Raw genomic sequence first — 14,895 nt, 5'->3', positions numbered from 1 at the left:
AAAATGGCAAGAATTCCTCGAATGCTTTGTCGACGACCAGGAAGTCGTCGAACGTGTCAAGACATATTCCCCACGGTAACAATCGGGCGGTTACGGAAAGACGGTGTGATTGCGATCTGTGAGGGTCAGTTGCTGCGCGCGCGCGAAGCCTCAGAATCCAACCCGTCGACACTGTGGGAGCGGGCGATACCTTCTGTGGCTACCTCGCCAGCGGTCTTGATAAGGGCTTGATGTTTCCAGTGGCGATCGAACGGGCCGCCATTGCAGCGTCAGTCGCCTGTCTCTCCAAAGGCGCACAACCAGCTATTCCGGCGGAGAAAGATTTGTCAACATACTGGAGCAAAAGCGAGCGTTAACGACGTTGGCGAGCATTGTGGGCGGAGGACCGGTTGGCTTGCAGAATATTTCGCGCGGCTGACCGTGACTTCGATCCTCCATCCCCCGAAAATTCTCGTCCGCGCGCTTAACAAATTGGATTACCGGTAGTGTTGGAAGTCATGTTCATTCCCCACCAAGGACCGTGTAATGCGAGCACGGTCCGCAATAGATGTCATCGTTCCAAAACGATTGATCGGGCCAAAGAACCGGGCGTTGGGCCGAATCTTCTCGCTCCAGCCGCCAGCGTCTGACGAGACTGCGGCTTGCGCCGCAGCCTGGTGTCACCAATGCTCATGCCTCTGGTCTTTTCCAAGTTCTGCCTGAGGTTTGAAATCGCCTCAAGCAGGAGAGCGTTGAGCGCATGCGGCCCGGTTCAACCAAACCTATGCGTTGTCCTTCATGAGCTGTACCCGGAATCCGCCATTATGAGCTGCGCGTTGATTGCTGATGAGGCGTCCGACAAAAGAAATGCTACAACATTGGCGATCTGTTCAGGCTGCAACAGTCGACCGGTTGGTATGTCATCCAACCACCTTGCCAATATTTCGGGATTGGCGATGCCCACCGATTTCAACAGCTCAGTCTCGGTGTAGCCGGGACCAACCGCATTAACACGCACACCCGCTTTCGCCCATTCGACGCCAACGACCCGTGCTAGATGCGCCACGGCGGCTTTCGACACGTCATAAGCGGCATGAAGTTCTGGACGCACCGCTCGCACTCCCGCGATCGAAGATATTGCGACGATCGCTCCGGATCCAGCCTTCACCATCTGGCCGCCAGCGGCGCGCACTGAATAAAAAACCCCGTCAAGGTTCACCGACATTACACGGCGCCATTCTTCATCGCTGTGGTCAAGCAAGGCGTTGGAATTCGCAAACGCCGCATTGGCGACGAATCCGTCGATCCGCCCATGCTGCGCGACAGTACGGTCCACGACGGCGTCGACCGAAGAACTTTTCGTCACATCAAGGGTAATACCTTCCGCCTTGAAGCCCAGTGCGCGAAGGCGTTCGGCGGCTTCCTCCGCCCCATTCAGGTCGCCTATGACAGCCGTACCGCCCTGAGCGCACACGACTTGGCAAATGGCGGCACCGATACCGCGCGCGCCACCTGTAACAATGACTATCTTGTCCTTCAACATTGGTTCGACCTTTCTATTGAGCTGTGTAGCCACCGTCGCAGACCAGGCTCGTGCCCGTTACAAATCGCGCCTCGTCCGACGCCAGGAAAAGTACACAATTGGCCACGTCGACGGGCTCGCCCAAAGTCAATGGATGTTTCTCACCCATCATGGAAAGATAGTCGTCCTTGCCACGCGGCCAGGTTTTTGCGGCCTGCATAAAAAGCTCAGTTTTGGTCGAGCCGGGATGCACTGCGTTCACCCTTACGCCAAAGGGCGCATAGCAGATCGCATCGGTCTTGCTCATCATAAGGACAGCCCCTTTTGTCGCGTGATAGGCTGGCAGATCCGCGGAGCCGATCAAACCGTAGATCGATGAAAAGTTTATAATTGAACCACACTTTTGCGCCATCATCGTCGGCAGCACATATTTCGTCATAAAGAACGTGCCTTTTACGTTGATATTGAAGACGAAATCCCACTCGGCTTCGGACATCTCATGGATAAGTTTGTTTACGCCCGGCGTTCCGGCATTGTTGACCAGAACATCGATCGTCCCAAAGGTTTCAACGACTGTCTCCACCGCTTGCTTAACGGCGGCTTCGTTCGTCAAATCTACTTTAATGAAAACCGCTTTGGATCCCGTCTCTTTAATTTGATTTATAACGTCTTGTCCTTCATCTAATATGTCGAAAATAGCGATGGAAGCCCCTTCTTCGGCCAGTCTTATAGCTGTGGCCTTACCAATCCCACGCGCGCCACCCGTAACAATCGCAACTTTTTCGTATACACGTCCCTTGGACACATTATCCTCCTATTACAAACTCCAAGCGTTCGCCGAGGCTGGCTTCAGCAAGGCTCACTTGATGACGAAATCGGTCGACCAATTTTGGTAAATTCTGGCGAAAGCCATGGGCCTTCGGCGTCCACCGCTTAGCGACGTGGCGCAGACATTACTGTTCCTGCCAGGACAATTGAGCGTTACTGCGCCAGATATCCCCCATCGATGACCAACTCCGCGCCAGTCATAAAACTACTTTCATCGCTGGCCAGGAATAACGCGCCGTTAGCAATTTCGCGCGGGGTGCCGGGTCGTTGCATCGGCGTCGAGGCGACGACATAGTCATTGACGTTGCGCGCCTGAGACTGCGTGAGAGGCGTATCAATAAAGCCCGGATGTAACGAATTGACCCTAATTCCATCCTTGACGTAGGTCAGGGCGGCATTCTTGCTCATGTTGCGAACCGCGCCCTTTGTCGCGTGATAGGCATGGGCTCCCGCTACAGCCGCGTTTCCCCAAATAGAACTAACGTTCACAATGGAACCGGAGCCAGCGTTGCGCATGGCTGGCGCCACTTCACGCATGCCGAGGAACACACCCGTTTGATTAACGGCGACCACTTTCATCCATGCGTCGAGGCTCAACTCATCCACGGCGTCATATTGAATGACCCCAGCATTGTTGACCAGAATATCAATACGCCCTTGCTCTCTCAGAATTGTCGTCACCACGCGACCCCAATCGGTCTCTGAGGCGACATCCATTGCAATCGGGATAATGTGGCTGGATTTCGGAGCACTTCCTGTCCTGCTGCATGCATAAACGATGGCTCCCTCTTCAGCGAACCGTTCGACGACGCCTTCGCCTATGCCTCGCGACGCGCCGGTGACAAGGGCTACTTTGTTTTGAAGTCGCATCTCTCCTCCATAAATGCTATTCAATAATACCATATTACGGTAATACGTAGATCGTTGGAAGGCCACCGATTTTTTCGCTAAACGGATAAAAGACCCGTAATTTGGATTAGACCTCAATAGTCAAATCCGGAGCGAAGCCGGTGTTCGTCGCTTTTTCCATGTGTTGCGTGAACTATTACCGTGCGCCCACTGGCGACTATAGAATCCCACAGGTATAATACAGTTATACAGGACTCGGAGTTTTTGATGGTTCACGATACGCTTATAGCACGCCAGGCCGCGCCACTGCGCCAGCAACTTGTGAAGTTGATCCGGGAGGATATCCTGAATGGCAACCTCGCGCCCGGTCACAGGTTGGTGGAATCCAGTTTGACCGAAGCATACGGGGTATCGCGAACTGTCGTGCGCGAAGCGCTACGACAGCTTGAAAGTGAACACCTGATCCGCGTTCTGCCGAACATCGGCCCTGCGGTCACTGTTCTAACGGAAGCGGAAATAAAGGCGATCTATGTCGTACGCGCATCCCTGGAGGGGTTAGCGGCAAAGCTTTTTGCGCTAAACGCTACAAGCGCGCAATGTGCCGGGCTGATTGATTTAAGGAATCGCCTTGATAGCAACTACAGACATGGCAACGTCGAGCAGCGTGAGGCGATAAAAGCGGAGTTTTACACGCGCCTCCTCGAAGGCGGCGGCAACCCGATTTTGACGGATAACCTGCGCGCCATCCATGCAAGAATAGCAATTTTCAGGCGCTATGCTTTTATCGATCCCGCAAGGATTGAGCCTTCAATCGCCGAACTCGAGCATATTATCAATGCGGCGGCCATTGAAAGAGACCCCGTAGCCGCCTGGAACGCATGCGAACATCACATCGAGCTGGCGGGCGAACTGGCGATCATCGAGTATGCTGAGCGCAATCAGAATATTTCAACCAAGGGATAGTGCGCGAATGTGAACCCAGAACGCACCCGCAGTTGCGGAAACAGTCAAAAATGGCCGGAACACCGCCCGGCCATCATAATAACCTTGACTGTTAAAGTCGCGGATTGACTGCTTGTGGGATAAAGCGAAACGTTCCATCCTCCTGCTTCTGGACGTCTCCAAGACCAGGAAAGGGAAAATGATATCCATGATATCGAATACCTTCGTCCACCGCTTTCTTCAGGATAGCAAGCTTGGAGGCGGCGCCCTGTTCGGGATTGGTGTCAAAATCCATATGGAAGAACCATTCGGGGTGATAGGGGTCATAAATTTGGTGGTGGCAAGCGTCACCGGTAAACATGCATTTTTCACCGGCGCTTTCAAAAATATACGCAACCATACCTGCGGCATGTCCAGCGACACTGAATGTTGAGACGCCATGAAAGATTTCATCGCCTGGATCAAACAGATGCAATCTCTGGCGATATGGAGCGACGGCTTCAAGCGTGCCCCTCGTCCAAGATCCGTGGTGCGACTGCAATGTCACGTTTGTTTCGTTCGTCCATTCATCCCAATCGGGACGCGCGCACCACAGGTCGGCACTTGAAAATATTGCTTGGCCATTCTCGTCGATAAGTCCAAAGCTGTGATCAGGGTGCAAGTGGGTCATCAACACAGCGTCAATCTGTTCTGGCTCGATACCCGATGCGCGCATATTGGAAACCAGAAATCCCATGCATGGACCAAACATTTTACTTGTCTGGCCCATGCCTGCGTCCACCAGAACCAGACGTTCCCCGGTATTAATGACAACGGGATTCAAATCCATCGGGATATGATCCGTTGGCAGGAGATATTTTTGCTGTAGTCGCGACAACTCCTCCGGCGCCGCGTTGGGGAAAATCCCTTCATATCCGTGGTGGATATAACCGTCCCATAAAACGGTGGCTTCGAAATCACCGATATTAAACCTAAACCAACCAGCATTTTGATAGCCGAGTTTGGGTGCGCTCATGATTTTTCCTCCACGCATCGTATAACCGAGCTTCCCTGGAAGCTCTCTAGAAACTCAGGGTTTTTCCCACCAACCACGGTCGCCGGCGTAAGCTCTGGTCAATAGTGCGCGAACCGTATCCGGCGTCATAGGCGCCGGGTTATTCAGCACCAGTCTTGTGGCTGTCACACTGAATTGCGCTATTTGATCGAAATCTGCCGGAGTTACACCGAGAGAAGCTATTTCAATTGGGGCTCCGACTTCGGTCAACATCGCCTCGATCCGGCTGATGGCGGCACGCGCCTGCAACAGTGGCTGGTCACGTGGATCCGCCACACCTAGAATTCGCCCGATTTCGGCGAATTCATTGGTCGCGTAAGGAAGATTGAAACGCATGACATAGGGCAATAAAGCCGCAACACCGAAACCATGAGGCGCATGTCCAACGGCCGCCATGGGCGACTGTATGGCGTGCGCCGCGGCTGTGCCGGTCGTGTTGATCGCCATTCCCGCGCAATATGCAGCAAACATCACATCAGAACGAGCAGCAATATCGGCAGGATCGTTAACCACCCTTGCGAGAGCGGTATTCATTAGCCGCAAGCCTTCAGCACAGAACATATCGGTGATACGATTCTTTCCGACATAAATCTGTGTCGCCAGTTGCTCCGGGGACGGGTTCTTTGGCTTGGCGGTGAACGCCTCCACCAGATGTGATAATGCGTCTGCAGCTGTTGCGGCTGTTAACCCGGGCGGACAAGTGAGCGTTAGTTCGGGATCGATAAGGGCAGCATGAGGCTCAATATGAGGATCAGCGATCGCCATCTTCATTCCGGCCTCTTCGTCGAAGACGATGGCGAGGCTGGTGACTTCTGCACCTGTTCCACCTGTTGTGGACAAGGTTACAATCGGCAAGGATGGACCGGGCACCCGGAACTCTCCGAAGTAATCACGAACATCGCCGCCATTGGCCAACACCGCTGCGACCGCTTTAGCCAAGTCGAGACATGAACCACCGCCAATACCAACGACCGCTTCCACTCCCGCATCAGAAAAGCGGTTTACGGCGTCAACAACGTTGGAGCGTGGTAACTCGGGTTGAGCGGCATCATACACCGACACCTTAACACCGGCGTTGGACACACTTGTTGCAAGCTCAATAAACGCGTCGTCTGCGGCCATGCGCGCATCCGTCACGATCAGGACGTGCTTGGCGAGCCCACTAAGCACTCTTGGTAGTTGATGACGCTGGCCGGGTCCAAAAAGCACCGTAGCGGGCTGCCGTACCAGGCCCAGTCCTAATCTGTTGGTCATCGGCATTAAAAAACCTCGCTCTCATCGACTGTAATAGCCATGTACTTCGATTCGAGAAATTCGTAGATTCCTTCGTGACCCGCTTCGCGACCTAAACCCGACGTCTTCGTTCCGCCAAATGGCGCCGCGGGGTCGGCCATGATGCCGCGGTTCACGCCAACCATTCCGAATTCCAGTTCCTCACCGAAACGAATGGCGCGGTTGAGATCACGGGTGAATACGTATGAGGCCAGTCCAAAGTCTGAATTATTCGCAAAATTTAGAGCTTCCGCAGGGCCGTCGACTGCGAATATCGTCGCAACTGGTGCGAAAAGTTCGTTCGAGCACATGACATCGTTGGGTTTCGAATAACGGACGACCGTCGGCTGGAAGAAGTAGCCCTCACCTTTAACCGCACTTCCGCCGATCAGGAGCTCCCCTCCTGCAGCTTTAAGTGTGATCACTGTTTCCGCAAGCCGATCGCGTTGTTTCGCGGAAATCATGGGTCCGACATCGACGGGCTCAAGACCGTTTCCGACCTTTAGCTTTCGAACCTTTTCCACGAATTTGCGGGTGAACTCCGCTTCGATCTTGCGATCCACGATGATACGATTTGCGGCGACACAGGCCTGTCCCGCATTTCGAAATTTGCAGATCACCGCATGTTCAACTGCGAGATCGACGTCAGCGTCGTCCAATACAATAAAGGGACCGTCGCCGCCCAATTCCATTGAGCTGTTGATTACGTTGGCGGCGCCAAGAGCGATAAGATGCCCACCCACGCCCGTCGAGCCAGTAAAGGAAACTTTTCTAAGCCGTTTGTCGGTCATCAAAGCCTCGGAAACCTCCGAGGAGTTACTGGTGTGGATAAGGTTCGCCACACCAGCAGGAAAACCCGCATCATGAAGAACCTGAGTGAACAGAGCGGCTGTCAAAGGTGTTTCGCGCGCGCTTTTCGTGATCGTGGTGCAACCAGCGGCAAGTGCGGCCCCGGCCTTTCGCGCAATCATAAGGAGCGGAAAATTCCAGGGCGTAATCAAAAGGCAGGGCCCAATCGGCTGCCGCGCCACCACAACCCGGAATCCGCTGTTGGAGGCATCTGAATAGCTGCCATGCAGATGCGCGGTCTGTTCGGCGAACCAAAGCAAAAAGTCAGCGGAAAGTTTGAATTCCGCGCGCGCTTCAGTTAATGGCTTGCCACTTTCCAACGTCATCACGGTTACGAAGGTCTCTTCGCGCTCCAACATCAAGCGATGAGCCTGATGCATAAGATCCGCTCTTTTGCGGGGCGCAAGTTTACGCCAGCTGCGTTGGGTGCGATTGGCTGATTCCAGTGCGGCTAGTGCTTCAGCGGCGCCGCCGCTCGTGACTTTGGCGACAACAGAGCCGTTCGCGGGATTGTACACCGGGAAATGTTCGCCTGTCTGTCGCCATTCGCCGTCAATATAGATACCAGTGTTGGGGAGCATTTGGGCGAGTTGATCGGGTGAAACTGCTCGTGGATGTATGGTCATTTCTAGGCTCCACACCAGACGCGCGTTGAGCGGTCTGCTACCGTGATTAGAGGATTAAATATATTGGATTCGTGCTGATCGTTATGACACAGGCGACCCAATGTGCGGGCGGCGGCAATAATTGGCTTTGCTCAACCAACAGTGACGCCACCGCAAACAAACAGGGTTTGACCTGTAACAAAATCAGAGCGCGGGTCGCAGAAGAACCCGACCGCATTCGCAACATCGTCAGGCTCGCCCATTCGTCCAACAGGGATGGCGTCCACGATAGCGCGGGTTGCGGCTGCTTCCGGCGGATTGTTCCGCCAAAACACTGTCGTTCCAATTGGCCCGGGCGCAACGCAATTAACTGTTATTCCCTGGGGAGCCAGTTCTAACGCCCAAGTTCGCGCCATAGATTGCAAGGCGCCTTTTGATGCGCTGTATAGCGACCTTGCTTCCTTTCCGAGGGTCACGCGGCTTGTATTCATAACAATGCGCCCACGTCCAAGCTTGCGCATGACCGGAACCATAGCCTTTGTTGCAATCATCGCCGTTCGCACATTCAGGTGCATTAAAACGTCAAAATCATCGATATCAACGTCATCAAACAACGCGGGTCGAACGACGCCGACATTGTTGATGAGAGCCGCAACAGGCAGCGTTTCAGCAATTTCCGCGAAGACTTGTATTGCCGCGCCTTTATCAGAAAGATCCACCCGTCGCGCATCAGCGTGCAAGGATTCCGCTTCGGGCTCTTCAATATCAACTACGATGACGCGGTAGCCATCCTCCTGCAAACGAAGAGAGATGGCTTGGCCGATGTTGCGCGCGCCACCAGTGACCACTGCACAGAGCTTGCTCACGCCAGCTTCCTTTCGCCATCATGCGCCAATGTCTCAGCCATGGCTTGTTTGAGGGTTGGGGGGGAGAGCACAAAGCCGCGATAATTGTCTTTCTGGATATCATTCAGTTCGACCATATAGTTGGCCATGCCGCCCATGTACCACATAGAAGTGCGTGGTTTTCCAGGAATGTTCGCACCATTGATCCAACTATCTGTGACCTGGAAAAGCGTGCCCGCAAGCCCCTCCTGGCAAATCTTTACCCACGCGTCCTGCGCTTCGTCCGCCGTGTCGACGATGAGGTTCTTTGTCTCCGCCGCGCGTATCAGGTCGCTGAAATAATCAACCTGCCACTCATGAACCAGTGGCTGACTGGTGAATGGACTAAATGGACCAAACACCATGAAGAAATTTGGAAAGCCTGCGACCGTCATTCCGCAATAGCTGCGTGGCCCGTCTTTCCAAACATCGCGCAGTTTCATATCACCGCGGCCTATAGTATCGATTTTAAGATAATTTCCGGTCATCGCATCGAAGCCGGTGGCCAAAATGACGACGTCGAGCTCGATTTCCTTCCCACCGACAATGAGACCTTTTTCGGTATAACGTTCAATTGGGTTTTCCTTGACGTTATGCAGAGTGACATTCGGCTGATTGAAGGTTTCATAATATCCGTCCGCGGCGAGCGGCCGCCGCGCGTAGTAATCAGTCGGCGTCAACATCTCTGCAACTTTAGGGTCAAGAACGACATCATCTATCTTGGACTTGATGAAATCTGTAGCAGTCTTGTTGGCTGCGGCAGTGACGGTGATATCGGCGAAAGTTTCCATCATGAAACTAAAGCCATTGCCTTTTTGCCAAGCTCGCTCATAGCAGTCTTTACGCTCTTCATCGCTGACTGCCAAAGCAGGCGTCGTGCTTTCAACGAAGCCAAAAACTGCGCCAGTATTCAGCGCCCAGTTGCGATAGCCGAGCGGGTCCAACTTAATCCGATCGCGTGCTTTTTGTGGAAAGGGGCCGATACCAAGGGGAACCACCCACTGTGGTGTCCGCTGGAGCACATGAAGCTCCCCCACTTCAGAAGCGATGGCCGTGATAACCTGAATCCCGGTTGATCCGGTTCCGACAACAGCAACACGCTTTCCAGCGAGCTTGGGACTGATTTCCGGCCACTTGGAAGCCACAAGAATCTGGCCTTTGAATTTATCCTGATCCGCGAACTCCGGCGCATATGACGACGAAAGAAGACCAACAGCCTCGATAAGATAACGCGCTCGCGTGATTTTTCCGTCAGAACTCGTCAGGATCCATCGGTTGATGCTTTCATCCCACCGAGCCTGCTCAATCTTGGTATTAAAATTTATCGATCGTTTGAGATCATGTTTGTCCGCGACCGCATTAAGGTAAGCCAGCACCTCCGACTGTCGCGCGTAACGTTCCGACCATTCCCAATTCTGGAACATATCCAGATCAAACGAATACGTATAGACAGTAGATTCTGTATCGACACGGCAACCGGGATAGCGGTTCCAAAACCACGTTCCTCCAACCCCACTTGCCATATCGAAAGCTTGTGCGTTCAAATTGAGCTGTTCGCGCATTTTATAAAGCGCATATAAACCGCCAACGCCCGCGCCGATTATCGCGACGTCGAGATCCGCTCCTTCGAAGTGGTCTTTCCTGTTTCCGAACATCCTCATCTCCTCCGTCCTGCTCGAGCGGGCTGCGGCAGCTTTTCGGCGCAATTCTAAAACGCCGATCAACGCCAGCCCGTGTATACCGTATTACGATATTACCGCCGTATCGTCTAGATACTCGCTGTTTGAGATGGCTGCAACCATTTTTTGAAAACGATCGGCGTTTCCTGCAAAGCAAGGGGCGATCCCGTTTTAGGTATCTTCAGGCTCAAAGCTCGCGCTGGATGGGGTCGCAACAAGATTAGTTCAAAATCGTACGTTTAGGTCGAACGAATAAGGAACGCGCTCTTCTGCTGCCTTCAAACGTTGCCGCCACATACGATCACCCAAAGCCTGCGATACTGCCTCGGAAGTTCACCTTCAGAAATTGCAGCCAAAGCCAACGCTCCGCTTGGCTCCGCCTGAATGCCTGTTTCAAGGGCCATATGTGCTTGCGCTTCAATGACGCCTGCGTCTGTGGCTGCAAGTGTACGGACCCCGATTTTCTGGAGAATACTAAAAGCAAGCGAGCCTATTTCGGTAACTCTCAGAGCATCACAGATTGTCTGCTCTTGAGCGACGATCTCCACAGGATGCTACACGTTAAAAGCAGCATACAGGCGTGGATAATGCTCAGGCTCAGCTACATAAATATCGTTCTCGACCCCGCTGATCCTGAGCCCCAATGAGGTTCCCGCCGCCAATCCCCCGCCGCCGCAAGCAACGACAATGGCATCGTCGGGTGAACCTTCATCTTTCATTGCGCGGGCGAGTTCCACACCAAGGGAGCAGCTCCCGACAAGCATTGATGCGTCCCGGAACGGATGCAACAATGGCAATCCACGCGCTTTCGCTTCCAGTTCCGCACAATCAACGAAGTCAGATCGTGGTACGAGAAGGACTTCCGAACCAGAATGCAGCGCCATTTCTCGTTTTGCGGCAGGTGCGTCGTCAGGCATGACGACTGTCGCTGGAATGCCAAGCTTTGATGCAGCCAGCCCCACAGCTATTGGGAAATTTCCGGAACCGCAAGCAACAACGCCTTCCGGATGTTTGCTAACTCCGAGTATGGCGAATGGTGCTTTCATTGAACTCCAGAATCTTTATCCATGAGCACGTCAAATCATTTGTCTGACGCCATATCCGCGGCAAGCCTCGTACTGGCCGTCCTTACCGCTCTCTACACTCTCTGGCTACCGGATGTAACAGCTGCACTGGATCTAAAGCCCGCTGCCGACCCTGACGATCGAGGACCTCAGCGAGCGAAGATTGTGAGTGCTATACTGAGTAAGGCTTTGCCGCTTGCATTCGCGGCCCTAGCTTCAATCGCAATACTGGCACCACGAGGCGCCGCCATCATCATTGAAATATGGCACCATCACGCCGAGTGGGCGTTTGACGACGTCAAAGCAATGTTCGTGCTCACGCTCGCCCTTATGTTGCTGCTAACTATCGCTTCGGTGAAGCAACTCCTTCGGCTTGTCGCTAAGTATGTTAAAATATTTCGTTCGTAATTCGTGCAAAATCATTCAAAAGCGCCTGGGTCAGACACCTGTCAAATCACCCCCCACGCCCGAAACCGCCCCCTGCCGGTCATTTCACGCAGGCTGAGCTCTTCGACCAGACGGAGCGCTGCGCGGGGCGTGATGTCGAGTTCTTTGGCGATGAGGCCTGTCGAAACCAGCGGCCTCGCCAGAACGAGCTCGATCAGACCGGGCAGTTTGGACGAGGCGCGTCGGCCGGTCAGGCGACGTTCCAGCATCTGTCGTGCCAGCATCAGCCGGTCATGCTCCTTGAACCCGAGCTCGACACCCGCCATCAGCCCCTCGAGAGAGGCCATGAGCCGGGTTTCGAAATTGCGATGCCGCCGCCGTTCGACGCGGATAGTTTTCAGGCCGGCATTGAAGGCCAGCAGATGCGCCTTCGTGGTCAGGCCATCGCGCCGCAACAGGGATGCCGCCAGCAAACGGCCCAGCCACGGCGCCCGCTGCAACACCGCGAGTTCATTCCAGGCATCGAGTGCCAGAATGGCCTGCAAAACCGGCGGAAAATCGCTGATTGAACGTAACACCGCCCGCCATTCGTCGAGCCGTTCGTCCTCATCCCAGTCGGGATCGCGGATCAGCGGGTCGGCCTCCGGCTTTGACAAACGCTGCGGTTGTTTCGCTTGGGTCAGAACAGTTTCGGACCGTGCCAGCACCGCGTCGATGGCGTCGAGATCGACACCGGGCAGGTCGAACCCGTCATCCAGACGATTGTTTCTCCCCTCCCCGTCGCGTTCCTTCCGAGCGACAACCGCATCGGACACCGCGACGTTTTCGCTCTCTGCGATGATGCCGCCATCCCCAAATGAGGCAGCAGGCCACACCTGCCCGCCAACCCGGAGACTGCGCAAACCGTTCGGGCTCAGCGCCCAGTCTGGCGTTTGTGCTACGATGCGCCGGCGGGTCTGCAACACGTCGCGGGCAATGGTGAGCTGGTGGCTCGGCGAGCGGATATCGCGCGCTGCTTCATGCAGGACGAGATCTTCCATCTCGACCAGCTCGCCGTCGAGCCACAGCGAGGCGCAGGCATCGGCAAAATGGAACCGCTCGATCAGGCCTGTGCCGACCGGCGAAGGAGCAAGACGCTCATCGAGGCGCGCCAGAGCCGCACCGGCGCGCGCCAAGGGCTGCAGCAGGGTCTTCAGGGGCAATTGGTCAAGAGCGTAACGCATTGAAAACATGGTAGACACATTCTCAAACGGACGCCAGAAGATATTTAATGTCCGACACTGATGATGCCTTCTGGTTAGTTATATAACATCCGATAAGTATAGGTTATCGGAGCTTATTGCTTTCAGAGCCCAAAGCGGGCTATAATCGCATAATCCTCGCTCACAAGGCTCCTCGCCCATGCAAGATCGTGTTCGCTTTGCCCTCGAAAAACTTCTCAACGTTGCGCATAACGATACGGGGCAGGGTCGGCGTGTGGCGAACTTCCTTCTCGCCTGGTGGAACGCGGACGTGCACGGCGGCTTCGATCTTGCTGATCTTGCGAATGTCGATCTGGAGATTGCCGAGGACATGGTAACGGTCTTCACGTTTCTCGCACGTGAGGAGGATGTCGTTTATCCGTATGAATATCGAAGCGAAATCGAAAACGTCATTCACCGCTGGCGACCGGAAAAAGCGACGGATTGATGCCGCGGTCCCGCAAACCTGCTCCCCAATCCGGTGCTGAGATCCGCGCCGCAGAGCTCGACACAATCGCCGCTGTCCTGCCGATCAACCGTCGTGATTTGCTGGCCGGGATTTTGACGGATGAGGATGTCGAAACCCTGCGCCATCTGGTCCATGAAGGCATGGGCGACAACACCCTGCGCGCCCTGACCTCGGATCTGGCCTATCTCGAAGCCTGGGCGCTGGCCGCCACCGGCAGCCCCCTGCCCTTCCCGGCGCCCGAAGCCCTGTTGCTGAAATTCGTCGCGCATCATTTGTGGCAGCCGCAGCAACGCGAGATCGACCCCGGTCACGGCATGCCGGCCAGCGTGGAAGTTGCCTTGCGCCGACAAGGCTTTTTGCGCGTGTCGGGACCGCATGCACCGGCCACCGTCCGGCGGCGTCTGGCCAACTGGTCGACGCTGACCCGCTGGCGCGGTCTGGAGGGTGCGTTTTCGTCACCGGCCGTCAAAGCGGCGATCCGCCTTGCGGTGCGCGCGCTGAACCGGCCGCTGCGCCGCAAGAGTGCCCATGCCATCACCGGCGATATTCTGGGCCAGCTGCTGGCCACATGTTCCGGTGAGGATCTGACCGCTTTGCGCGACCGGGCTATCCTGATGCTCGCCTTTGCCTCCGGCGGGCGCCGGCGCAGCGAAGTGGCCGGCTTGCGCATAGAACAGCTGATCAAACAGCCACCCGTGCCCGATGAAAACGGTTCTCCCCTCTCCTCGCTCGGCATCCATCTCGGCCGCACCAAAACCAGTGGCGCCGATCACGACGAAATCGTCTATCTGACCGGCCGTCCCGTCGAAGCCCTCGCCCGCTGGCTGGACGCGGCGCGGATTGCCAAGGGCAGCGTGTTTCGAAAAGTCGACCGCTGGGGCAATGTTTCGGCACGGGCGCTGGAGCCCAGCGCCGTCAACCGGATCGTCAAGCAGCGCGCGCGCATGGCCGGCCTCGATGCCAAGGCATTCTCCGCCCACGGTCTGCGCTCCGGCTATCTCACCGAAGCCGCCAATCGTGGTATTCCGCTGCCCGAAGCGATGGAACAATCCCGCCATCGTTCCGTGCAACAGGCATCCGACTACTACAACAATGCCAAACGGCGCAGCGGACGCGCCTCGCGGTTGCTCAGCTGACACAGGACCAGCCCGTCGCAGACAACGACAGCGCCGACGCACCCCCTGCCCTGCCTGAAAGTCGGACTCGATCGGGCCATCCCCCCGAAGCCGACGCTGACGCCTGCGGTTTTCTTGTTGGTGCCCCGCCACGGC

General features: G+C 55.3%; 12 protein-coding genes and 2 pseudogenes. 4 read left to right on the top strand and 10 right to left on the bottom strand.

All coding sequences use genetic code 11. The features are described from left to right. Positions 1 to 75: 75 nt before the first annotated feature. Positions 76 to 356 (top strand): annotated as a pseudogene (locus tag FHS76_RS21525) (carbohydrate kinase family protein); the annotation flags it as partial. A 419-nt stretch (positions 357 to 775) separates the two neighbouring features. Here the strand turns inward: FHS76_RS21525 and FHS76_RS21520 are convergent. The 3 genes from FHS76_RS21520 to FHS76_RS21510 form a co-directional block, all read right to left on the bottom strand. Beyond that, positions 776 to 1,522, bottom strand: coding sequence for an SDR family NAD(P)-dependent oxidoreductase (locus tag FHS76_RS21520; protein WP_183658102.1), 747 nt, complete (start codon positions 1,520 to 1,522; stop codon positions 776 to 778). A gap of 13 nt (positions 1,523 to 1,535) precedes the next feature. Further along, positions 1,536 to 2,306 carry an SDR family NAD(P)-dependent oxidoreductase gene (locus tag FHS76_RS21515; RefSeq protein ID WP_183658087.1) on the bottom strand — a complete coding sequence of 257 codons (771 nt, stop codon included), beginning with the start codon at positions 2,304 to 2,306 and terminating at the stop codon, positions 1,536 to 1,538. A gap of 176 nt (positions 2,307 to 2,482) precedes the next feature. Then, complete coding sequence (locus FHS76_RS21510) at positions 2,483 to 3,199, bottom strand: SDR family NAD(P)-dependent oxidoreductase (RefSeq protein WP_183658084.1); 717 nt, start codon at positions 3,197 to 3,199, stop codon at positions 2,483 to 2,485. 246 nt (positions 3,200 to 3,445) lie between these two features. On the opposite strand from FHS76_RS21510, the gene FHS76_RS21505 reads away from it, so the two are divergent. Then, complete coding sequence (locus FHS76_RS21505; RefSeq protein ID WP_183658081.1) at positions 3,446 to 4,141, top strand: GntR family transcriptional regulator; 696 nt, start codon at positions 3,446 to 3,448, stop codon at positions 4,139 to 4,141. Positions 4,142 to 4,232: 91 nt separating this feature from the next. On the opposite strand, the gene FHS76_RS21500 is transcribed toward FHS76_RS21505, so the two are convergent. The 7 genes and pseudogenes from FHS76_RS21500 to FHS76_RS21465 all read right to left on the bottom strand — a co-directional run bounded on the left by FHS76_RS21500 (position 4,233) and on the right by FHS76_RS21465 (position 13,146). Continuing rightward, positions 4,233 to 5,135, bottom strand: coding sequence for an MBL fold metallo-hydrolase (locus FHS76_RS21500; RefSeq protein ID WP_183658078.1), 903 nt, complete (start codon positions 5,133 to 5,135; stop codon positions 4,233 to 4,235). Positions 5,136 to 5,189: 54 nt separating this feature from the next. Then, a complete protein-coding gene (locus FHS76_RS21495) occupies positions 5,190 to 6,428 on the bottom strand; it encodes an iron-containing alcohol dehydrogenase (RefSeq protein ID WP_235992840.1) in 1,239 nt (412 codons plus the stop codon). A gap of 5 nt (positions 6,429 to 6,433) precedes the next feature. After that, entirely contained in the window at positions 6,434 to 7,921 is a 1,488-nt protein-coding gene (locus FHS76_RS21490) for an NAD-dependent succinate-semialdehyde dehydrogenase (RefSeq protein WP_183658072.1), read from the bottom strand. Between the two features lie 131 nt (positions 7,922 to 8,052). Further along, positions 8,053 to 8,766 (bottom strand): SDR family NAD(P)-dependent oxidoreductase, encoded by a 714-nt coding sequence (locus FHS76_RS21485; RefSeq protein WP_183658069.1) that lies wholly within the window; start codon positions 8,764 to 8,766, stop codon positions 8,053 to 8,055. Beyond that, complete coding sequence (locus FHS76_RS21480; RefSeq protein ID WP_183658066.1) at positions 8,763 to 10,439, bottom strand: flavin-containing monooxygenase; 1,677 nt, start codon at positions 10,437 to 10,439, stop codon at positions 8,763 to 8,765. The genes FHS76_RS21485 and FHS76_RS21480 overlap by 4 nt, the downstream gene beginning before the upstream one ends. A 302-nt stretch (positions 10,440 to 10,741) precedes the next feature. After that, a pseudogene (locus FHS76_RS22670) lies at positions 10,742 to 11,509 on the bottom strand (pyridoxal-phosphate dependent enzyme). A gap of 467 nt (positions 11,510 to 11,976) precedes the next feature. Next, positions 11,977 to 13,146, bottom strand: a complete 1,170-nt coding sequence (locus FHS76_RS21465; RefSeq protein WP_183658057.1) for an RHE_PE00001 family protein — start codon at positions 13,144 to 13,146, stop codon at positions 11,977 to 11,979. A gap of 169 nt (positions 13,147 to 13,315) precedes the next feature. Between FHS76_RS21465 and FHS76_RS21460 the strand changes: the two genes are divergently transcribed. After that, positions 13,316 to 13,603, top strand: coding sequence for a DUF7673 family protein (locus tag FHS76_RS21460; protein WP_183658054.1), 288 nt, complete (start codon positions 13,316 to 13,318; stop codon positions 13,601 to 13,603). After that, positions 13,603 to 14,760 (top strand): site-specific integrase, encoded by a 1,158-nt coding sequence (locus FHS76_RS21455; protein ID WP_183658051.1) that lies wholly within the window; start codon positions 13,603 to 13,605, stop codon positions 14,758 to 14,760. The genes FHS76_RS21460 and FHS76_RS21455 overlap by 1 nt, the downstream gene beginning before the upstream one ends. Positions 14,761 to 14,895 lie beyond the last annotated feature (135 nt).

It is taken from the genome of Brucella daejeonensis (assembly GCF_014199265.1).
Classification (GTDB): Bacteria; Pseudomonadota; Alphaproteobacteria; order Rhizobiales; family Rhizobiaceae; genus Brucella; species Brucella daejeonensis.
The sequence above is the reverse complement of the archived record's forward strand: the minus strand, read 5'-3'. Positions and strand labels throughout refer to the sequence as shown.